Source organism: Vibrio glycogenivorans (assembly GCF_051660965.1).
In the GTDB taxonomy this organism is placed as follows: domain Bacteria; phylum Pseudomonadota; class Gammaproteobacteria; order Enterobacterales; family Vibrionaceae; genus Vibrio.
Genome location: NZ_JBPVIS010000027.1, coordinates 1 through 19,483 on the forward strand (window position 1 = coordinate 1; position 19,483 = coordinate 19,483).

At 47.7% G+C, this 19,483-nt stretch carries 21 protein-coding genes; 5 read left to right on the plus strand and 16 right to left on the minus strand.

Going from position 1 to position 19,483, the window contains the following annotated elements:
* Positions 1 to 697: 697 nt before the first annotated feature.
* From ACSTTG_RS23955 to dusA, 6 genes are all read right to left on the minus strand, one after another.
* Positions 698 to 1,474, minus strand: a complete 777-nt coding sequence (locus ACSTTG_RS23955; RefSeq protein ID WP_438461335.1) for a phosphoadenylyl-sulfate reductase — start codon at positions 1,472 to 1,474, stop codon at positions 698 to 700.
* Complete coding sequence (cysI, locus tag ACSTTG_RS23960; protein WP_438461336.1) at positions 1,467 to 3,185, minus strand: assimilatory sulfite reductase (NADPH) hemoprotein subunit; 1,719 nt, start codon at positions 3,183 to 3,185, stop codon at positions 1,467 to 1,469. Before cysI ends, ACSTTG_RS23955 begins: the two co-directional genes overlap by 8 nt.
* Complete coding sequence (locus ACSTTG_RS23965; RefSeq protein ID WP_438476600.1) at positions 3,185 to 5,041, minus strand: assimilatory sulfite reductase (NADPH) flavoprotein subunit; 1,857 nt, start codon at positions 5,039 to 5,041, stop codon at positions 3,185 to 3,187. The genes cysI and ACSTTG_RS23965 overlap by 1 nt, the downstream gene beginning before the upstream one ends.
* A 93-nt stretch (positions 5,042 to 5,134) precedes the next feature.
* Positions 5,135 to 5,374 (minus strand): hypothetical protein, encoded by a 240-nt coding sequence (locus tag ACSTTG_RS23970; RefSeq protein ID WP_438461338.1) that lies wholly within the window; start codon positions 5,372 to 5,374, stop codon positions 5,135 to 5,137.
* 203 nt (positions 5,375 to 5,577) lie between these two features.
* On the minus strand, positions 5,578 to 6,255 hold the full coding sequence (locus ACSTTG_RS23975) for a TIGR04219 family outer membrane beta-barrel protein (RefSeq protein WP_438476601.1): 678 nt from the start codon (positions 6,253 to 6,255) through the stop codon (positions 5,578 to 5,580).
* 26 nt (positions 6,256 to 6,281) lie between these two features.
* On the minus strand, positions 6,282 to 7,322 hold the full coding sequence (dusA, locus tag ACSTTG_RS23980; RefSeq protein WP_438461340.1) for a tRNA dihydrouridine(20/20a) synthase DusA: 1,041 nt from the start codon (positions 7,320 to 7,322) through the stop codon (positions 6,282 to 6,284).
* 340 nt (positions 7,323 to 7,662) lie between these two features.
* On the opposite strand from dusA, the gene ACSTTG_RS23985 reads away from it, so the two are divergent.
* The 3 genes from ACSTTG_RS23985 to ACSTTG_RS23995 all read left to right on the plus strand — a co-directional run bounded on the left by ACSTTG_RS23985 (position 7,663) and on the right by ACSTTG_RS23995 (position 9,429).
* Positions 7,663 to 8,094, plus strand: coding sequence for a universal stress protein (locus ACSTTG_RS23985; protein ID WP_438476602.1), 432 nt, complete (start codon positions 7,663 to 7,665; stop codon positions 8,092 to 8,094).
* Positions 8,095 to 8,515: 421 nt separating this feature from the next.
* Positions 8,516 to 8,953, plus strand: a complete 438-nt coding sequence (gene zur, locus ACSTTG_RS23990) for a zinc uptake transcriptional repressor Zur (protein WP_438461342.1) — start codon at positions 8,516 to 8,518, stop codon at positions 8,951 to 8,953.
* A gap of 14 nt (positions 8,954 to 8,967) precedes the next feature.
* Positions 8,968 to 9,429: a chemotaxis protein CheX gene (locus tag ACSTTG_RS23995; RefSeq protein WP_438461343.1), complete on the plus strand. Its 462-nt coding sequence runs from the start codon at positions 8,968 to 8,970 to the stop codon at positions 9,427 to 9,429.
* 63 nt (positions 9,430 to 9,492) lie between these two features.
* Here the strand turns inward: ACSTTG_RS23995 and ACSTTG_RS24000 are convergent, their stop codons facing one another.
* Together ACSTTG_RS24000 and pgi are read right to left on the minus strand one after the other, a co-directional pair.
* Entirely contained in the window at positions 9,493 to 9,912 is a 420-nt protein-coding gene (locus ACSTTG_RS24000) for an Hsp20 family protein (RefSeq protein ID WP_438461344.1), read from the minus strand.
* A 250-nt stretch (positions 9,913 to 10,162) separates the two neighbouring features.
* Positions 10,163 to 11,815: a glucose-6-phosphate isomerase gene (pgi, locus tag ACSTTG_RS24005; RefSeq protein ID WP_438476603.1), complete on the minus strand. Its 1,653-nt coding sequence runs from the start codon at positions 11,813 to 11,815 to the stop codon at positions 10,163 to 10,165.
* A gap of 258 nt (positions 11,816 to 12,073) precedes the next feature.
* On the opposite strand from pgi, the gene ACSTTG_RS24010 reads away from it, so the two are divergent.
* Positions 12,074 to 12,493 (plus strand): secondary thiamine-phosphate synthase enzyme YjbQ, encoded by a 420-nt coding sequence (locus tag ACSTTG_RS24010; RefSeq protein ID WP_438461346.1) that lies wholly within the window; start codon positions 12,074 to 12,076, stop codon positions 12,491 to 12,493.
* Positions 12,494 to 12,509: 16 nt separating this feature from the next.
* Here the strand turns inward: ACSTTG_RS24010 and ACSTTG_RS24015 are convergent, their stop codons facing one another.
* The 3 genes from ACSTTG_RS24015 to ACSTTG_RS24025 are packed head-to-tail and all read right to left on the minus strand — an operon-like array spanning position 12,510 to position 16,231.
* On the minus strand, positions 12,510 to 13,706 hold the full coding sequence (locus tag ACSTTG_RS24015) for a BamA/TamA family outer membrane protein (protein ID WP_438461347.1): 1,197 nt from the start codon (positions 13,704 to 13,706) through the stop codon (positions 12,510 to 12,512).
* Between the two features lie 4 nt (positions 13,707 to 13,710).
* Entirely contained in the window at positions 13,711 to 14,841 is a 1,131-nt protein-coding gene (gene alr, locus ACSTTG_RS24020) for an alanine racemase (protein WP_438476604.1), read from the minus strand.
* A complete protein-coding gene (locus ACSTTG_RS24025) occupies positions 14,813 to 16,231 on the minus strand; it encodes a replicative DNA helicase (protein ID WP_438461349.1) in 1,419 nt (472 codons plus the stop codon). The genes alr and ACSTTG_RS24025 overlap by 29 nt, the downstream gene beginning before the upstream one ends.
* A gap of 168 nt (positions 16,232 to 16,399) precedes the next feature.
* Here ACSTTG_RS24025 and ACSTTG_RS24030 point away from each other — a divergent pair, with 168 nt between their 5' ends.
* Complete coding sequence (locus ACSTTG_RS24030; protein ID WP_438476605.1) at positions 16,400 to 17,161, plus strand: DUF481 domain-containing protein; 762 nt, start codon at positions 16,400 to 16,402, stop codon at positions 17,159 to 17,161.
* A 189-nt stretch (positions 17,162 to 17,350) separates the two neighbouring features.
* Here ACSTTG_RS24030 and rplI read toward each other — a convergent pair whose 3' ends face one another.
* The 5 genes from rplI to ACSTTG_RS24055 form a co-directional block, all read right to left on the minus strand.
* Positions 17,351 to 17,803: a 50S ribosomal protein L9 gene (rplI, locus tag ACSTTG_RS24035; RefSeq protein WP_438461352.1), complete on the minus strand. Its 453-nt coding sequence runs from the start codon at positions 17,801 to 17,803 to the stop codon at positions 17,351 to 17,353.
* Positions 17,804 to 17,833: 30 nt separating this feature from the next.
* A complete protein-coding gene (gene rpsR, locus ACSTTG_RS24040) occupies positions 17,834 to 18,061 on the minus strand; it encodes a 30S ribosomal protein S18 (protein WP_000090472.1) in 228 nt (75 codons plus the stop codon).
* A 16-nt stretch (positions 18,062 to 18,077) separates the two neighbouring features.
* The gene (gene priB / locus ACSTTG_RS24045; RefSeq protein WP_438461353.1) at positions 18,078 to 18,380 is read right to left on the minus strand and encodes a primosomal replication protein N; all 303 of its coding nucleotides are present in this window, start codon (positions 18,378 to 18,380) and stop codon (positions 18,078 to 18,080) included.
* 8 nt (positions 18,381 to 18,388) lie between these two features.
* Positions 18,389 to 18,778: a 30S ribosomal protein S6 gene (rpsF, locus tag ACSTTG_RS24050; RefSeq protein WP_438461354.1), complete on the minus strand. Its 390-nt coding sequence runs from the start codon at positions 18,776 to 18,778 to the stop codon at positions 18,389 to 18,391.
* Between the two features lie 387 nt (positions 18,779 to 19,165).
* Positions 19,166 to 19,483: EF-Tu C-terminal domain-related protein (locus tag ACSTTG_RS24055; protein ID WP_497583979.1), on the minus strand; the 318-nt coding region annotated here is incomplete at its 5' end.

Below are 19,483 nucleotides of genomic sequence, written 5' to 3' on the forward strand. Positions count from 1 at the left end.
GCCGCCCAGAAACGCACCCGAAGGATTGTAACTGTCGCTGCCGCTCGACTTGCATGTGTTAGGCCTGCCGCCAGCGTTCAATCTGAGCCATGATCAAACTCTTCAATTTAAGATTTTGTGACTCAATGAATACTGAACATTACATAGTAATGTTTGAATTGACTGTGCCGAATCTAATGATTCGTAATGGTCACTTCGTTCATTGAAATCAAAGTTGAAACCGAAGTTTCTAATTGGATTATCATCAACGAGTGCCCACACAGATTGATAGGTTTATATTTTTAAAGAGCTATCTTCTTTTGTGACCTGAATCACTTCGGAAGAGGCGGCCATTTTAGCGAGATAATTGTCAGTGTCAAACACTTTTTTCAATTTTCTTTGCTTTTAAAAAGCAAATTCAAATTCTCATTTCGCTAGTCTTTATGACCTGTCTGACTGGCTTGTGAACCCTTGTGAGCCCTTGCCCTGTCGACGAGGTGGCATTATAGAGATCGCGTTCTCGTTGGCAAGTGATTTTTTCATAAATTTGCAAAAATAATGGTTATAGGAGCATTTTTCATTCAAAGCTTTATTTATTCAACTTTACCCCACATATATAAACGTGAAATCCACAAACTTATCCACAATTGCGCTTTCAGACACAAAAAAAGCTGCTTTGGAGCAGCCTTTTTATCCTTGCAAGCGATAAATTCTCCGATTAGATACCGGAACCGTACTGCTCTCCATCATCTTCATGCAGACCACACTCACGTTTTAGACCAAAGAAACGCGTTTCTTCTTCTGACATGCCCGGCTCCCACTTCTTAGTCGTATGAGTATCACCGACGGAGAGGTAGCCTTTTTCCCAAAGTGGGTGATAAGGCAGTTGATTAGCCTCTAAGTATTCATGAACGTCTTTATTGCTCCAATCAATAACCGGCAAGAACTTAAATACGCCATTCTGAATCGACAAGATTGGAAGATGCGCTCGCGACTTGGCTTGCTCTCTTCTTAATCCTGAGAACCAAGTCTGAGTCTCTAGGTCTGCGAGCGCACGACGCATTGGCTCAACCTTATTTAACTTATTGTACTTCTCTATTCCCTCTATACCTTGTTCCCACAATTTACCGTAGCGCGCTTCTTGCCAATTAGCACTTTGCGCCGAACGGTATACTTTGAGGTTTAGAGTCAGCCTTTCACTCAACTGATCAATAAAGTTATAGGTTTCAGAGAACAGGTATCCGGTATCCGTTAAGATCACTGGTATATCCGGTTTCACTTGAGTAAGTAGATGAAGCATCAACGCGGCTTGGATGCCGAAACTTGAGGAGACCACATGAGTACCTGGTAGATAACTCACGGCCCACTCAACCCTTTGTTCGGCGGTTAGCTTCTCTAACTCAGCATTGATTTCAGCAAGACGGAGTATTTGCTCCGTCTTAGTCAATGAGAGCAGTTCTGCTAACTTCAAAGGTGAAGTGACAGAATCAAGCATGGAAATCCCTCTTTGATACGATGACTTCTTCAATGATCCCGACACGTATCACGAAGTCACCAAATGCCTCACCGGTTTGACGTTCAACCGCCCAACGCGCCACCAGCGAATCGATCTCTTGTAGAATTTGTTTATCGGTAATGTTCTCTTTATACATCTTCGGTACTCGGGTACCGGCACGATTACCACCTAGGTGTAGGTTGTAGCGCCCAGGGGCCTTACCCACTAAGCCAATTTCAGCCAACATCGCTCGACCACAACCATTAGGGCATCCCGTGACTCGTAAAATGATATTGTCCTCTTTGTTGAGTCCGTGACTTGTCAATATCTCTTCAATTTGAGTCACAAAGTCCGGCAGGAATCGTTCGGCTTCGGCCATCGCCAGCGGACAAGTTGGAAAAGCCACACAAGCCATCGAGTTCTTGCGCTGCTCACTGACCGTTTCATCCATCAGGCCATGCTCAATCGCGATCTTCTCTATTTTGGCTTTATTACTCTTCGCCACACCCGCGATGACCAAGTTTTGGTTAGCCGTCATGCGCAAATCCCCTTTGTGGATTTTTGCAATTTCAGCTACGCCAGACTTGAGCGGCTTACCTGGATAATCCAGTAGACGACCGTTCTCAATAAACAGGGTTAAGTGATACTTACCATCAATCCCTTCTACCCAACCTATTCTGTCGCCGCGCTCAGTAAACTCATAAGGGCGACTCGATTCAAATTGGATACCAGCGCGTTTTTCCACCTCAGCTTTAAACACATCGATACCAACACGATCTAAGGTGTACTTAGTCTTGGCATTTTTACGATTGGAACGATTACCCCAATCTCGTTGAGTTGTCACCACTGCGGCAGCAACTTCAAGCGTTTTGTCCAGCGCGACAAAACCAAAATCATCTGCTTTTCTTGGGTAAGTCGACGTATCGCCATGGGTCATGGCAAGGCCACCACCCACCAGCACATTAAATCCGACCAATTTGCCCTTTTCGGCTATCGCGACAAAGTTAAGGTCATTCGCGTGCACATCCACATCATTCAATGGTGGGATCACAACTGTGGTCTTAAATTTACGTGGTAAATAGGTAGAGCCGAGAATGGGCTCTTCATCCGTAGTCTCTAGCTTCTCACCATCTAGCCAAATCTCTGCGTAAGCGCGGGTCTTAGGCAATAAGTGCTCACTGATCTTAGTTGCCCATTGATAGGCTTCTTGATGCAGCTGCGACTCAACCGGGTTAGAGGTACACAACACATTACGGTTTACATCCCCTGCCGTAGCAATCGAGTCAATGCCAATGCTATTTAGCGTTTGGTGCATCAGCTTGATATTAGGCTTAAGGACACCATGAAACTGAAAGGTCTGGCGTGTAGTCAGGCGAATACTGCCATACAGGGTATGGTCAGTAGCGAACTCATCAATGGCCAGCCATTGCTTTGGTGTGATCACCCCACCAGGCATTCGCGCGCGCAGCATAACGTTATGCAGAGGCTCTAGCTTTTGCTTGGTGCGCTCATTACGAATATCGCGATCATCTTGCTGGTACATTCCGTGAAAACGGATAAGTTGGAAGTTATCCGCCGAAAAGCCACCCGTGATTCGATCAGCTAAATCGTTTTCAATCGTTCCACGTAAAAAGTTGCTCTCGCTCTTCAGGCGCTCGTTATCAGAAAGCGGGCCTAAGACTTGACCTAAAACTTCTTGTTGCTGACTCATTAGTAAACATCCCTTTGATAACGTTTTTCTTTACGTAGTGTATTGATGAACTCTTCGGCCTGAGCGCGACTGAGCTGCCCCTGTTGCTGGCCTACCTCTATTAGTGCCTCATGCACATCTTTTGCCATACGGTTAGCATCACCACAGACGTAGATATACGCGCCTTGCTGGATCCATTGCCAAACTTGCTCTGCTTGCTCAAGAATTCGGTGCTGAACATAGACCTTTTCAGCTTGGTCACGACTGAACGCCACATCTAGCTGCGAAACCAAACCATTTTTGAGGTACTTCTGCCACTCGACTTGGTACAAGAAATCCTGGGTAAAGGTACGATCACCAAAGAACAGCCAGTTTTGCCCCTGAGCCCCACGGTTATCACGCTCTTGCACAAAGCTACGGAACGGCGCGATACCAGTGCCTGGGCCAATCATAATAATTGGAGTATTGTCATCCTGAGGCAGCTTGAAGTTGTTGTTGTGTTCGATAAACACCTTAACCTCACCGCCCTCTTCCAGACGATGGGCAAGGTAGCTGGAGGCCGCGCCTTGACGTACTTGCTCACCCTTGGCGTATTCAACCACACCAACGGTAAGGTGCACTTCGTCCTCTACCTCACTTTGACTGGATGCAATCGAATAAAGGCGTGGTGTTAGCCGGCGCAGTAAGCCGACCAACTCTTCGGCTGTTAGTTTGGTCTTTTTCTCGCCTAGTACATCCACGACTTGAGTACTCGTGGCATACTCGCGCAGCTTATTCTTATCCTCTACCAGCTTGAGCAGCTTTTTACTTCCTGAAAGCTCTGCAAACTTGCTAACCAACTGCGGATTGGCTGCGGTGATCTCGTATTTACTCACTAATGCGCTATGCAGCGATAGGCTCTCACCCTCAACATCAACGCTTTCCACACCGGATAGCCCGGTACGCTCAAGGATTTGATTGACTAACTCAGAGCTATTTTCAAACCATACCCCTAACGCATCGCCAGGTTGATAGGTCATGCCCGACCCATCGAGGTCGATCTCGATATGACGAACATCCTTACCTGAGTCTCGCCCCGTGATTTTTTGGCTAGTGAGTAATGTTGCGGTATAAGGATTTTGCTTGTTATAGACAGAAGGCTGCACTGCCGCCTGACCGACGGGAAGCTGAACAACTTCCGCTTCCGTCGCAGAAGCAAGATCTTGTTTCACGACTTCCAGTGCCTTGGAGCGCCATTCTGTCGCTGCCGACTCATAGTCGACATCACAATCAACACGCTCTAGGAAGGCGCTTGCACCTAGCCTAGATAAGAAGGCATCAAAATCCTTACCTGTCTGACAGAAAAATTCGTAGCTAGAATCGCCAAGACCGATCACCCCATACTTTAAGTTTGGTAGTTTAGGTGCCTTCTTCGACTGTAAGAATTCATGCAGTTCGATAGCGTTATCTGGTGCTTCCCCCTCACCGTTGGTCGATGCCACGATGATCACATGCGTTTCTTTGGCGAGTTGTTTACCCTTGTAGTCAGAGGCATCAAACAGCTGTGCCTCAATACCCAGCGCCTTGGCCTCGCTTTCGAGAGCTTCTGCTACCCCTTTAGCATTGCCGGTTTGAGAAGCAAAAATAATGGTGAGCTTACCCGCGGGCTGGCTGGCAACAGCAGTGGCCGCTTGAGTAATCGGCGCACTGGCCGCAGAGGATGGCGCTTGAGCCAAGCCCCAAAAGTAGCCACTCACCCATGCAAGCTGCTGTGAAGAAAGTTCTGAGACCGTTTGCTGCAGCTGCCCGAGCTGCTGGTCATTGAGAGGTGCCGTTATCATCGGCGCTTCTTGTTGTTGAGAGTTTCCATTGGACATTGTCACGATATCCCTAATCATTACGTGACATTTAGATTAACCACTCTGGTAAATAACAAGAAAGAATAGAAGTGAATGTTTTATAACCTTTTGGATGGTTGAGGCGATATTTGACTAATAATTAGGGAGATCTTCAACCCGCACCTGTTGAAAGCCCACTGCCATGGCCGACTTGGAAGCAAGGTCAATATCTTCATACAAGCACTCCTCGCCATGCGCATCCGTTAGCAGCACTAAACCGCCTCTGCGATGACGAAACTCTACCACCCACGAGCCCTCCTGGATCGAAGGCTCAATGATCGCTTCAACCAATTGATCCTCGCGATACAATGCTCTAAGTTCCGAAATTGTCATACCACACCGCTCTCTCTGATAAACACCTCTTTAAGCATGGTGCATATTTGGCGAATGAGCTAATAAAAAAGTCGCGAGGCGCAGGGACGGGCATAGCCCTTCGAGGGGCGAGGAATTTTGTGTGCGCGACAAGTTACTCGCGCTTCTCACAAAAAAGCGCCACCTTGTGGAGGTGGCGCTTCTTATGTCATCAAGGAGTTAGGTTAAAACTGGTATTCTGCGCCAAGGAACCAACCATTGACGAAGATGAACTCTTTGCCAAAATCACTTCCCGAAATCTTGAAGTCACTCGATTCTAAGTCAATAACACGGTAGCCCGCACGCAGTGCTACATTACGTTTCTGCTCCATGGCGATGTTGTACTGGACGCCAGCTTCGAGGTCGGTTGTTTTTAGGTTACGGCGGTCACTAAACTCCATCGCACCAATGATATCGAAATTGCTGTTTGGGATAGCGATCTCTGCTCGGGCAAACAAATTCCAGGTCGTAGTATCGAAATCAGTATTTAGCGATGAGTCAACAGCATTCACATACTTGGTGTTGGCATAATTTGTAACCGTAACACCAGCATCAAAATTCAATACATCGCGTGACAACACGTTGTAGTAAAACATAAAGTCTGACTTATCGAAGGCCATAAAGTCTGCATCGACTGTAGTATAGCGAAAGCCTACATTAGGTAGGTAAGGTGCCGAGTGCTCATACGCCAGATAAAAAGAAGGCGCATTGTTTTTATCGCGACGAACTTCGTTCACCTCAGTTTGCCCCCACCAGTAATCAAGGCCCAGTTTGAACACTGAGTCTTGCTGAGCGAAGACAGCGGGCGAGAGCACAAGGCTGAGGCCCAATAAACCACGACATACTGTTTGGATTGTTTTCATCTTTCTTTTTTTATCCTGTCTGTTGCCTAAACATCTAAGTCAGCTGGAATCTTGCTCATGGCAGTCGTTACCACCTCAATGCCTGCTCCTGGTTTGTGGGCATTTTCACTGATGTGACGACGCCATTGACGGGCGCCCGGCATATTGTGGAAAAGTCCCAACATATGACGAGTAATATGACCTAAATAGGCGCCCTTTGCCAGTTGTTGTTCGATGTAAGGTAGCATCTCTTCAACCACTTGCTTGCGTTTTTTCACTGGTGTTTCAAGACCAAACACTTGCTGATCAACTTGTGCCAAAAGGTATGGGTTTTGGTAAGCCTCACGACCAATCATCACACCATCAAGGTGAGCAAGGTGCTCAAGGGTCTCTTCAAGCGTCTTAATCCCACCATTTACGGCAATCGAAAGATCTGGGAAATCTTTCTTAATTTGATAAGCACGTGGATAATCAAGCGGTGGGATCTCACGGTTTTCTTTTGGGCTAAGGCCACTTAGCCAGGCTTTGCGCGCATGAATGGTAAACTGCTCACAACCCCCTTTCTCTGCCACTGTGCTGACAAAATCGGTCAAAAACTGGTAAGAGTCTTGCTCATCAATACCAATACGCGTCTTTACCGTGACTGGAATATCCACCACATCGCGCATCGCTGCCACACAATCAGCCACCAGCTGTGGCTCGGCCATCAAGCAAGCACCAAAACGACCATTTTGCACACGATCTGATGGGCAGCCTACGTTTAGGTTGACCTCATCATAACCACGCTCTTGAGCCAGCTTGGCGCAGTGAGCTAGATCTTGCGGATTCGATCCCCCCAACTGCAATGCAATAGGGTGTTCATCTTGATTGTACGCGAGAAAATCACCCTTACCGTGGATAATCGCGCCCGTTGTGACCATCTCAGTGTAGAGCAGAGTCTGCGAGGAGAGCTTGCGATGAAAGTAACGACAGTGACGGTCGGTCCAATCGAGCATTGGGGCAACAGAGAGCCTGGAGTGGAAGAAATCGGCGTTCTGTCCCTTGCGCTCAGTTGTTTTTGCTGTCGGTTGCGTAGCGTTATCTTGCATCACTTTACCCATCTTACTTAAGTATTACTGTCTATGTTTCCAGTTCTTTATTGGAACGAAACAGTCGGTTGATATCAGCCCTGAACGTGTTCAATTTTCCAACAATGCGTCAGGGAGCGTGGATTCTACATCAAGATCTATCGTTACCCAAGTGCTTGGATAAATGGAATCACAATCGATTAGATACTGAGCCACAAAACCGCGCTCACACCTTACCTCTACCAGCTCACAATCTGACTTTTCTGCCTATTTTGTCCTCCAAAATCACGACCTAAGCAACACAAATTTTGCCTGATTCGTTCTATCCTTTAGATAGTATCTTCATCAAGAGGGCAGGGTCATGAAATATAAGCACATCTTAGTCGCACTTGAACTGGCAGAAGAGAGTCACGCCCTAATCGATAAAGCAGTGATGATGGCGAAAATGCTTGATGCCGAGGTATCCTTTATCCATATCGATGGGACACATGGTGAGATTTATCATGAGTTAGTCGATATGAAACAAGATAGTAGTCAACGTCCTTTGACCATTAACGCCATGGATCAGCTCAATGAGTTTGAGTCCTACATGGACTACCCGCTCAAGAGCTTTTTAGTCGGCACGGGAGACTTGGGCGATAAGATTCATGAAACCGTGGTAGAGCATCAGGTTGATCTACTTATCTGTGGTCACCACCAAGACTTCTGGAGCAAGATCATCTCCTACTCCCGCCACCTGATCCACAAATCACCAGTGGATATACTCGTGGTACCCATGCCAAACTCGCGCTAGAAAATACCACTCTCAATATCAATACGTTACTCGCGTTCAACTTCTTTGGCTGGACGCGAGTATTTATTCGAATGGCCTATACCCAAGTGACCTCAAGATGCAGACTTCAGAGCCAATATACATGCTCATATCAAGGAAGATGACTGCAGGAATGGTCACCCCTTTCAAAGTCATTTGACGCGGAGATGAGCATGTATATTGGCTCCCTTCGGGCGAGTTTGCTTGGCTCGCAGCCAGCGTTGGTCACTCTCGATTTAGAGCCACTAAATCTTCAAGTGACCGCCTTGGCTGCAAACCAAGCAAATCTCGCTGAAACTGCATCTTGAGGTTACTGGGTATAGCATTATTTTTGATCTAACCACTCAGATCATTGTGAGTTAGTGTTATACTCACAAGCTCGATTTTAAAGGTGGTAATAGCATTGAAAGCAACGGTTAATCAGATTGAACAACTGTGTATCGCACGCGGTGTGCGACTCACTCCACAGCGACGCAAAGTGTATGAGTTGATCTGTCAAAGCCCCAAGGCATCCAGTGCCTATGAGTTACTTGACGCGCTACGTGAAACTGAGTCCAGCGCGAAGCCACCTACCGTCTATCGAGCCTTAGATTTTCTGATGGAGCAGGGATTCATTCACCGTGTTGAGTCCACAAACAGCTATGTCTCATGCAGTCATGGTCACGATAAGAAACACTTTTCTCATCTACTTATCTGTGACCAATGTGGCAATGTTGTTGAGTTACAAGACTCAAATCTTATCGCATTACTACAAAGCAATGCCCAGCAACATGGTTTCGACATTCAGAATCATGTCATTGAATCACACGGCACCTGCTCATCGTGTAAAAAACAACAATGAAGAAGTAAATAACCATGCGCGCTGAATTTGTAAATCCATTTCTCGCTTCACTGATCAACGTCCTAAAGACAATGGCATCATTGGAGCTAAAACCACTCAAACCTCGCATCAAAAAAGATGAAGTGGCCCGTGGTGATGTCTCTGGTCTTATTGGTATGGTCGGCGACCAGACCCGAGGCTCTATGTCGATCACCTTCGATGAGCAACTGGCTCTTGAAATCATGGATAAAATGCTTGGTGAGAGACCGAGCAGTATCGATGAGGAAGTCACTGACATGGTCGGGGAGATCACCAATATGGTCACTGGCGGAGCAAAACGTATCTTAGCGGATAATGGCTTTGAGTTTGAAATGGCGACGCCGGTTGTGGTTTCTGGTAAAGGGCACACCCTTCGTCACAAGTGCGAGGGCGCCATCATTATCATGCCGTTTACCTCTGAATGGGGAAATGCGTTTATCGAGATCTGTTTCGAATAACCGACTACACGTAAATTCAACAAAGCCAGCGAGATAACCTCGCTGGCTTTTTCATAGTCATAATCAATGTATCTCGACGGTCGCCTCGTAATCCTGGTGCCCTTCCGACTTGGGTACAGCCACTAGCAGCACACCATCCTCAAACTCAGCATAGATGTCTTGCCACTCTAGATGCTCACCTAAGGTAAAGCTGCGTTTCATCACGCCCTCAAAGCGCTCCTTGTGGATCACCTTGTCTTCACTCTCATACTGGTGATGGCTTGAGGTTTGTGCCTCAATCGTCAACACCCCATGAGCACAGGTTACATTGATGTCTTGTTTATTCACTCCTGGTAAATCTGCAATTACCTCGAATGCCGTTGCCTTTTCCACTACATCTACTCGCGGCGAGAAGTTCTCTCCCTCCGAGTGAACGCGAAATTTTGGCAAGTGATCAAACACTCGATGGATCTCAGACCAAGAGTCTCTGGGTATCAAGCTCATGATATTCTCCTATCTAGCTTTAACCGCTGCCTTTTAATTTTAGTCTGATTGGAAAGATTTGGTCCCAAGAGTGAGCTAACTTATTGGAGGGTTCTGTTCTATATGGGAAAAGAGGCGAGAATCGAGAAGCGAGAGGCGAGGAATTTGGCGCATTTGATGAGTGAATCGGTCTTTGAAACGGAGTCGGCGCGCTTTCTGTTTTTGAAAAAAGCTGACCCGTTGGGCCAGCTTTTGGTTTAGGTAAATTAAATTAAGCTTTGAACGCTTTGAATGCGTTGATTAGGCCGTTGGTTGAGCTGTCGTGGCTTGTGATGGCGCTGTCGTCAGCTAGCTCTGGTAGGATTTGGTTTGCTAGCTGCTTACCAAGCTCTACACCCCATTGGTCGAAGCTGAAGATGTTCCAAATGACACCTTGAACAAAGATCTTATGCTCGTACATTGCGATCAATTGGCCAAGTGTTCGTGGGTCAACTTGCTTAACTAGAATCGAGTTGGTTGGGCGGTTACCTTCGAAGACCTTAAATGGTACTAGCTCAGCCACTTCTTGCTCAGTTTTACCTGCCGCAAGGAACTCAGCTCTTACTGTCTCTTCAGACTTACCGAATGCCAGTGCTTCTGTCTGTGCAAAGAAGTTAGACATCAGCTTCTGGTGGTGGTCACCAGTTGGGTTTGCACTGATTGCCGGAGCAATAAAGTCAGATGGGATCAATTTCGTGCCTTGGTGGATAAGCTGGTAGAACGCGTGCTGACCGTTAGTGCCTGGCTCACCCCAGATGATAGGGCCAGTTTGGTACGTCACTGCCTCACCACTGCGGTCAACGAACTTACCGTTTGACTCCATGTTGCCTTGTTGGAAGTAGGCAGCAAAGCGGTGCATGTACTGATCGTATGGCAAGATAGCTTCAGACTCAGCACCGTGGAAGTTGTTGTACCAGATACCGATCAGCGCAAGGATAACCGGGATATTGCTCTCAAGCGGTGTTGATTTAAAGTGGTTATCCATCTCATGAGCACCGGTTAGAAGCTCAACAAAGTTATCAAAACCAACGCCTAGCGCAATAGACAGACCGATGGCTGACCATAGTGAGTAGCGACCACCAACCCAGTCCCAGAACTCAAACATGTTGTCCGTATCAATACCAAACTCTGAAACAGCTGGCGCATTGGTTGATAGAGCTGCAAAGTGCTTCGCAACATGCGCTTCATCACCCGCGCTTGCAAGGAACCAATCACGAGCGGTGTGAGCATTAGTCATGGTTTCTTGAGTGGTAAAGGTCTTAGACGCGACGAGGAAAAGAGTCGTCTCAGGGTCGACTTTCTTTAGTGTCTCTGTAATGTGGGTACCGTCAACATTCGATACAAAGTGCATGTTTAGGTGCGTCTTGTAAGGAGCTAGCGCCTCAGTCACCATGTAAGGACCTAGGTCTGAACCACCAATACCGATGTTAACTACGTCGGTAATCGCCTTACCTGTGTAGCCTTTCCACTCGCCACCAATCACGCGCTCAGAGAATGCTTTCATCTTCTCTAGAACTGCATTCACCGCTGGCATCACATCTTCACCCTTCACTAGGATTGGCGTGTTACTACGGTTACGTAGAGCAACGTGAAGCACTGAACGGCCTTCCGTCTGGTTGATCGCATCACCACTAAACATGGCGTCAATAGCCGAAGTTAGATCAGTGTCTTTTGCTAAAGCAAATAGATGCTTAAGTGTTTCTTCGTCGATCAGGTTCTTGGAGTAATCGACAAGAAAGTCTGAGCCAAAACGTGCAGAGTACTTGTCAAAACGCGCAGGGTCCTGTGCAAACAACTGCTTCAGGTCCATATCCTGAGCGGTTTCAAAGTGAGCTGTCAGAGCATTCCATGCCTGCGTCTGTGTTGGATTGATATTTTTTAACATGTCATCTGTCCCGATGTTACAGTAGGTTCTATTCTACCTGGCGAGGAGTACGATACGCGTGAACGCCCATGTTCCTCGGTAGAATCCCCGATTTAGTAAATATAAAAAATGGAGTGCCTTGAAGGCAAATTGTAATAAATTTTCAGTCACGACATTATGAAGCAGTAAAAGCGCACGGTTGGTGAGTTACATCACGAACCCGACAAATCTTGAGCAAAAAAAACTGATCTAGTGCAAATAAAATCAAGGTAAAAATCTATGTGGTCACAATTAATCATCCAGCTCCCACCCTACCCGCGCGGCTTTCATCTGATCACTGATGAAATTGAACAACATTTAACCCAACTAAGTACGATCAACGTTGGAATACTACATGTTTTTATCCAGCACTCATCAGCGAGCCTAACCTTGAACGAGAACGCCGATCCCACCGTACGCGCTGATATGGAGCAGCATTTTAATCGTTATGTACCTGAGCGCGCGCCCTATTACCGACACACTTATGAAGGGGATGATGATATGCCGGCCCACATCAAGGCATCATTGCTAGGCTCAAGCGTGACCATCCCAATTACGCGCGGTCGATTGGCGCTTGGAACCTGGCAGGGAATCTATCTTGGGGAGCATCGCGATCATGCCGGAGGGCGAACCTTGATTGCGACACTACAAGGTGAATAGAGTTGGAACAGAATAACTAGAAGGGCTGGTTTATCATCACCCTGAAGGCTCGGTCGTCCTCTGATTGAGCTATCTCAGTGCGAACGACTATGCCCTCCACCTGAAACCGGATCGCCCCGCCTAGGCTCCACTTTAGATCGGTATGTAACTCTTTGAGGTTATAACTGTCCGCGACGCGTCCAGCTTCGGCAAATACTACCCATTGCCACCACGGCAAATCATAGTAGTTGATCACAGGGATCTCCCCTAAAGGCTGCCAATCAGGGATAACTCGATATTCAGCCGCATAATGAACAGCTGAGCGGCCATGGAAACGACTGCCACTGTAACTGCGCAGTCGATAAAGTCCACCAAGTCGCACCTGCTCATGCTCAGCCGGGCGACCACAACGCGACTCACGCTGGCCAGCCTGACACTCTTGCCAACTTGGCGTATCAGCGGTATAGGCATTAAGGGCGATAATTTGCTGATCAAACCAGTCCCCTAGCTCGCCCAAAGAAAAGTAGTGACTGGTTTCTGCCTCAAGCTTGACCCACTTATCATCATTCGACCAGTTATCAGCACCAATCGTGGTCGTAAATTGCGAGTGGGAGCCACGAGTGGGTCGGCTATTTGAGTCGCGGTTATCCCAGTCCGCGATAAGCTCTACACCTGAGGCTTCGTTTCTAACTCCGTCGCTTTCAAGCGTGCGCGAGCTATAAAATGGTTTGACATAAATGGAAGAGATACCGCTCTCAAGCGGAGAGGCACGGCGCACATCGCGCTGTGGGATGAATGCTCCTTTGAGTCCTTGCTGTGCGATCTCTCCCCAAGGAAGAAAAAAACGAAACTCGAGCTTGTAACGATTTTCAGTCCCGTCGGTAAAGGTAAAGTCATCTGGTGATGAGTCATTATTTCCCTGATTACCAACATAGTACTTGGTCTGATTCAATTGCCCTTGATAGAGCTGGACAGAGGAAGTAACGGAGTCCGATAAGGCGTAGTTAAAGGCGGAAAGAAAGCCAACATAGCTGTCTTTATCGGTATATAACCCCATGCCAAATAGAGCGGCTTGTGGCTGCCCAACCCCTTTTGCGACGCCCGCAACACCGAAGGATTTACCCAACGATTCAGTTTGAAAAAAGAAGGGGACGAAGGCGAGATCTTTTTGCTTAGCAAACACTTGGCCGCTTAAAAATACGCTTAAGAGGCTAGCAAGTCCTATCCATTTCATCAGGCTATTCGCTGTATTCCATGTCGACGCGAGAGGTCAGCTTGGTGACCAACTCATAGGCAATCGTCTCAATGTGCTCAGCGACCTCTTCAACCGGAAGAGCCCCTCCCCACAAAATAGCCTCATCACCGACCTTGTCACTGGCCTCTGGGCCTAAATCCACCGTGAGCATGTCCATAGAGACGCGACCAGCCATCGGTACGCGGCGACCGTTAACCAACACAGGAGTGCCATTAGGGGCCGTTCTTGGGTAGCCATCACCATAACCAATCGCGATCACGCCGACTTTGGTATCACGCGTACTGGTCCAAGTACCACCATAACCGACCGACTCTCCCGCTTTCACCTCTCGAACTGCAATCAGGTGTGATTTAAGCGTCATGACGGGCTTATACCCCATAGACTGGGCAGTTTTATCACCAAATGGTGAGACACCATACATGATGATCCCTGGGCGCACCCAATCAAAATAACTGTCTGGCCAAGCTAGCAACCCAGCCGATGCGGCCAGTGAGCGCTCGCCCAAGCAGCCTTGGGTCAACGAAGAAAACAGCTCAATTTGCTCTGAGGTAACCGTTTTTTGCGGCTCATCCGCACTGGCAAAGTGGCTCATATAACGCAATGGCTTAGCGACATTTGGGCAAACATGCAAACGACGAACAAAGTCATCATATTGCTCAGGTCTTACTCCGAGACGATGCATACCGCTGTCCACTTTGAGCCACACGATGACTGGCGAGTCGAGTTGCGCCTGCTCAAGAGCCTCGAGCTGCTCCTCGCAATGCACCACAGTTTGAATATGACTGGTGACCAGCAACGGCAAATCCATGGCTGAATAAAAGCCTTCTAGCAGCAATATCGGCTTAACCACACCACAAGCACGTAACTCAAGCGCCTCTTGAATCCGAGCCACGCCAAAGGCATCCGCACCTTGTGCATGCTGGGCGATATGACGCAATCCATGACCATAACCATTGGCCTTAACTACCGCTAAGATCTTACTCTGTGGTGCTTGAAGCCTGACTTGACTGAGGTTATGCCTCAGCGCGGCCAAATCAATATGTGCGGTGGCCGCCTTCATATAGCTTAAAGGACTAGTTACCGAGCTACTCATCGTCAAAAGCAGGTCCTGCATAATTATCGAAACGTGAGAACTGCCCCTGGAAGGTCAAGCGCACTGAACCGATAGGACCGTTACGCTGCTTACCAATGATGATCTCTGCGATCCCTTTCAGTGAGCTCTCTGGGTTGTAGACTTCATCACGATAGATAAACATGATCAAATCGGCATCTTGCTCAATCGAGCCCGATTCACGCAAGTCGGAGTTCACTGGGCGTTTGTCTGCACGTTGCTCTAGTGAGCGGTTAAGCTGAGAAAGCGCCACAACGGGCACATTCAGCTCTTTTGCCAGCGCTTTAAGCGAGCGCGAGATCTCAGCAATTTCTAGAGTACGGTTATCCGATAGTGCCGGCACGCGCATCAGCTGTAGGTAGTCGACCATGATCATCGACAAGCCGCCATGCTCACGTGCAATACGACGCGCACGCGAACGTACTTCAGTCGGTGTCAGACCAGAGCTATCGTCGATAAACATGTTCTTCTTCTCCATCAGGATACCCATGGTCGAAGAGATACGCGCCCAATCTTCATCATCAAGTTGGCCGGTACGAATCTTAGTTTGATCAACGCGTGACAAGGACGCCAGCATACGCATCATGATCTGTTCCGCTGGCATCTCAAGCGAGAAGATCAACACCGGTTTTTCCTGCTCCATCGCAGCGTTTTCGCATAGGTTCATCGCAAAGGTAGTTTTACCCATCGATGGACGCGCCGCCACAATTACGAGATCTGAGCCTTGTAGGCCGGCGGTCTTCTTATTGAGATCGCTAAAGCCCGTATTGACCCCAGTCACACCATCTTGTGGTGTCTTATACAGGATCTCGATACGCTCTAAAGTTTTTTCCAAGATCGAGTCTACGTTCTGCGGACCTTCGTTCTCGTTGGTGCGATCTTCTGCTATCGCAAAGACCTTACTCTCGGCAAGATCGAGAAGGTCTTCTGAGCTCCGCCCTTGCGGATCGTAACCCGCATCGGCGATCTCATTCGCGACACCAATCAGATTACGCACCAACGCACGCTCTGCCACAATATCGGCATAAGCGTTGATATTAGCGGCACTCGGGGTATTCTTAGCCAGATCGGCTAGGTAAGCAAAGCCACCGACATCCTCTAGCTGCTCACGCTGCTCAAGAAACTCAGATAGAGTGATCAAATCAAGAGGCTTGCCTGACTCAAGCAGGTCACTCACTGAGTCAAAAATCAACCGGTGTGGGCGACTGTAAAAGTCTTTGGTAACAACACGCTCCGCCACGGTATCCCAACGCTCGTTGTCCAGCAACAAGCCACCGATAACCGATTGCTCAGCCTCGATAGAGTGTGGAGGCACTTTAATCGCATCCACTTGGGCGTCTTTGTTCTTTTTCGAATTTGGCAAGGTTCGAAAGTCCGCTTGTCGATCAGCCATGTTATTACTCTGCTTGGTTCTCTTGGTGCATCATTATAACGGTATTCGAGCAATTGTAATTAGCATTGAGGATGTTTCTCGCTAACTTGTGTAGAATTGACCGTTCAATGACTAACCAAAAATTGAGTTCATCTAAAATCCATGTTTTCACTAAGAGAGGTATGATCGGTGCGTAAAACGCTGCTTATCGGTGCCAGCTTGTTGATTGGCTCGAATGCACTCGCTGAGGATGCTCAGGAGCCTGAGACAATTACCGTCCCCTCGCCATGGAAAAATGAAATCGAGTTTGGCTATCAAGCTCACTCCGGCAACTCCGATACCAAGTCCTTAAACTCTCGCATCGATGTCGAGTACATCTCTGGGCGTCACCGTACCTACGGAGAATGGAAATACTACCTACTGTACAAAGACGGTGAAGAAGACAAGCGTCAAGCGACTTACGCAATCCAGAGTGACTATAAGTTAGGTCCCCGCACCTACCTCTATAATAGCTTTCGTGGCGTCGACTCTAAATACAGTGCGTATTTTAAAGACTACACCCTATCGGGTGGTTTGGGTTTTCAATTCTATAACACCGAGCAACTGTTACTAGAGACAGAAGTCGGTCCAGGTTATCGATATCAAGAGCCTAACCTAGATGAAATCAAAGATGACGACATCATCTTTCCCAATATCGTTCAGGAGGTTATCTTTCGGGGTAACATCAATAGTGAATGGCGACCACTCGAGAATGTCACACTTGCAGCGACGATGACGGTTGTTGCCGGTGACAGTAATACCCGTATGGATACCAACCTAAGCTTTTCTAACAACATCACCGAGGATGTCGCTCTTAAGGTCAGCCACAACCGCGAATATCACGATAAAGTCCCGGAGGGGCTCAGCCACTCAGATAGTGTGATCACTGTGAGCATTCTGGTTTCTTTTTAATGCTCTGAAAATACAGGTTCGAGGCGCGGGTTACGGGCTCTGCCCTCCGAGGGGCGAGGAGTTTAACACGCACGGTAAATTACTCGCACCTCGGAACAAAGTGAAACTCGCTCCTCGAACCTAAAAAAAACACCAGCCCAGGGGCTGGTGTTTTACAATCAACACTAACGAGTGTGAACCAAATCTGAATTACTCAGCTGGAACAACTTGTAGGTTAACTGTAGCAAATACTTCAGAGTGAAGTTGGATGCTGATTTCGAACTCACCAGTGTTGCGTAGAGCACCTTCTGGAAGACGAACTTCGCTCTTAGCTACTTCAACGCCAGCCGCTGTGATAGCGTCAGCGATGTCACGAGTACCGATAGAACCGAACAGCTTACCTTCGTCACCAGCTTTAGAAGCGATAACAACTGCTTCTAGAGCGTTAACTTTCTCAGCACGAGCCTGCGCAGCAGTTAGTTGCTCAGCAACTTTAGCTTCTAGTTCAGCGCGACGAGCTTCGAACATTTCAACGTTAGACTTAGTTGCCATAACTGCTTTACCTTGTGGGATAAGGAAGTTACGAGCGTAGCCAGATTTAACGTTTACAGTATCGCCAAGACCACCTAGGTTACCGATTTTATCAAGTAGAATAACTTGCATTGTTTAATCCTCTTTTAATAAACCGACCGATTACTGATGCTTATCAGTGTACGGTAGTAGTGCTAGGTAGCGTGAACGCTTGATAGCGCGAGCTAGTTGACGCTGGTACTTAGCGCTTGTGCCAGTGATACGGCTAGGTACGATTTTACCAGCTTCAGTGATGTAGTTTTTAAGAGTTGCTACGTCTTTGTAATCAATCTCTTGTACGCCTTCTGCAGTGAAACGGCAGAATTTACGACGACGGAAGAAACGAGCCATGGGCTATCTCCTGATCTTAAATTTGAGTGATGTTGTCGGCATGAAGCACTAATTTACCAACGCCATTTCGGCCGGTTTGATAAGCGACAAAGCCGCCCACCTTAATGCTACTGCCTGATACTAAGTTCTGAGTTAATGCTTGTGACCTAGGTCCGCTTACTACCACTGGCATGCGACAAAACACTTGCCTGGGTAGGTCCGCTTCGATAACGGTTGAGCGATGCTCAAGCCAGAATCGACAGTGTTCAATGCCACTGGGACTTTTAGACCGAATAGGAGGTTTGACAATCGTGCCACTGAGCTCCATTCGATTGGTCATCAAAAAAATTACTCAGCAGCTGCTTCTGGCTTAGACTCAGCACGCTCTTCGCGACGAGGAGCACGCTCAGCACGCTCTTCTTTTTGCTTAAGCATGATAGACTGCTCAGTTACCGCTTTCTTAGTACGCATGATCATGTTACGTAGAACTGCATCGTTGAAACGGAAAGCAGTTTCTAGCTCATCGATTACAGCTTGGTCAGCTTCAACGTTCATTAGAACGTAGTGAGCTTTGTGAAGCTTGTTGATTGGGTAAGCCAGTTGACGACGACCCCAGTCTTCTAGACGGTGGATAGTACCGCCAGCTTCAGTGATAGTACCAGTGTAACGCTCGATCATGCCAGCAACTTGCTCGCTTTGATCAGGGTGCACCATGAATACGATTTCGTAATGACGCATAGGTTGCTCCTTACGGATTAGTAGCTTCCAAAATGGCCCGGTCATCCAGAGGAAGCAAGGAACGAATAAATTGACCGAGAAATAAGAGTCGCGAATAGTACAGAATGCAAGCAGGCTTGGCAAGCGAAAGTTTCGCTTGCCAAGCCAGTTACACTTCGTTCCGAGGCGCGGGGACGGGCTAGCGCCCTACGGGGTACGAGTAGTTTTTTCGTTAGACATAAGGCCAGCGAAGAATCACTCGCTCCTCGTAGCGTAGCGTCCCCGAAGCGAAGCGGCCTCGCTCCTTTAGTTTTTGCGTTTGAAAAACGCAAAAAGGAGAGCCTAAGCTCTCCTTTTTTTAGATGCGGTCTTCAATCAAATTGAAGAGCTGCAAGACTCAACTAAAAATTAGTCGAAGATCTTAGCAACAACACCAGCACCTACAGTACGGCCACCTTCACGGATTGCGAAGCGTAGACCTTCGTCCATAGCGATTGGAGCGATTAGTTCAACAGTCATTTGAACGTTGTCGCCTGGCATTACCATTTCAACGCCGTCTGGAAGCTGGATGTCACCTGTTACGTCAGTTGTACGGAAGTAGAACTGTGGACGGTAGCCTTTGAAGAAAGGAGTGTGACGGCCGCCTTCGTCTTTAGAAAGTACGTATACTTCAGACTCGAACTTAGTGTGTGGGTTGATTGAGCCAGGAGCTGCAAGAACTTGACC

What these genes read in the sequence shown, in the direction of transcription:
- cysI (WP_438461336.1), bottom strand. Translation starts at nt 3,185, where the DNA reads ATGAGTCAGCAACAAGAAGTTTTAGGTCAAGTCTTAGGCCCGCTTTCT.
- alr (WP_438476604.1), bottom strand. Translation starts at nt 14,841, where the DNA reads ATGCAGGACCTGCTTTTGACGATGAGTAGCTCGGTAACTAGTCCTTTA.
- ACSTTG_RS23965 (WP_438476600.1), bottom strand. Translation starts at nt 5,041, where the DNA reads ATGATTAGGGATATCGTGACAATGTCCAATGGAAACTCTCAACAACAA.
- pgi (WP_438476603.1), bottom strand. Translation starts at nt 11,815, where the DNA reads ATGTTAAAAAATATCAATCCAACACAGACGCAGGCATGGAATGCTCTG.
- priB (WP_438461353.1), bottom strand. Translation starts at nt 18,380, where the DNA reads ATGACCAATCGAATGGAGCTCAGTGGCACGATTGTCAAACCTCCTATT.
- ACSTTG_RS24015 (WP_438461347.1), bottom strand. Translation starts at nt 13,706, where the DNA reads ATGAAATGGATAGGACTTGCTAGCCTCTTAAGCGTATTTTTAAGCGGC.
- ACSTTG_RS23985 (WP_438476602.1), top strand. Translation starts at nt 7,663, where the DNA reads ATGAAATATAAGCACATCTTAGTCGCACTTGAACTGGCAGAAGAGAGT.
- ACSTTG_RS23955 (WP_438461335.1), bottom strand. Translation starts at nt 1,474, where the DNA reads ATGCTTGATTCTGTCACTTCACCTTTGAAGTTAGCAGAACTGCTCTCA.
- ACSTTG_RS24000 (WP_438461344.1), bottom strand. Translation starts at nt 9,912, where the DNA reads ATGAGCTTGATACCCAGAGACTCTTGGTCTGAGATCCATCGAGTGTTT.
- rpsR (WP_000090472.1), bottom strand. Translation starts at nt 18,061, where the DNA reads ATGGCTCGTTTCTTCCGTCGTCGTAAATTCTGCCGTTTCACTGCAGAA.
- ACSTTG_RS23970 (WP_438461338.1), bottom strand. Translation starts at nt 5,374, where the DNA reads ATGACAATTTCGGAACTTAGAGCATTGTATCGCGAGGATCAATTGGTT.
- ACSTTG_RS23995 (WP_438461343.1), top strand. Translation starts at nt 8,968, where the DNA reads ATGCGCGCTGAATTTGTAAATCCATTTCTCGCTTCACTGATCAACGTC.
- ACSTTG_RS24025 (WP_438461349.1), bottom strand. Translation starts at nt 16,231, where the DNA reads ATGGCTGATCGACAAGCGGACTTTCGAACCTTGCCAAATTCGAAAAAG.
- rpsF (WP_438461354.1), bottom strand. Translation starts at nt 18,778, where the DNA reads ATGCGTCATTACGAAATCGTATTCATGGTGCACCCTGATCAAAGCGAG.
- ACSTTG_RS24010 (WP_438461346.1), top strand. Translation starts at nt 12,074, where the DNA reads ATGTGGTCACAATTAATCATCCAGCTCCCACCCTACCCGCGCGGCTTT.
- dusA (WP_438461340.1), bottom strand. Translation starts at nt 7,322, where the DNA reads ATGCAAGATAACGCTACGCAACCGACAGCAAAAACAACTGAGCGCAAG.
- ACSTTG_RS23975 (WP_438476601.1), bottom strand. Translation starts at nt 6,255, where the DNA reads ATGAAAACAATCCAAACAGTATGTCGTGGTTTATTGGGCCTCAGCCTT.
- rplI (WP_438461352.1), bottom strand. Translation starts at nt 17,803, where the DNA reads ATGCAAGTTATTCTACTTGATAAAATCGGTAACCTAGGTGGTCTTGGC.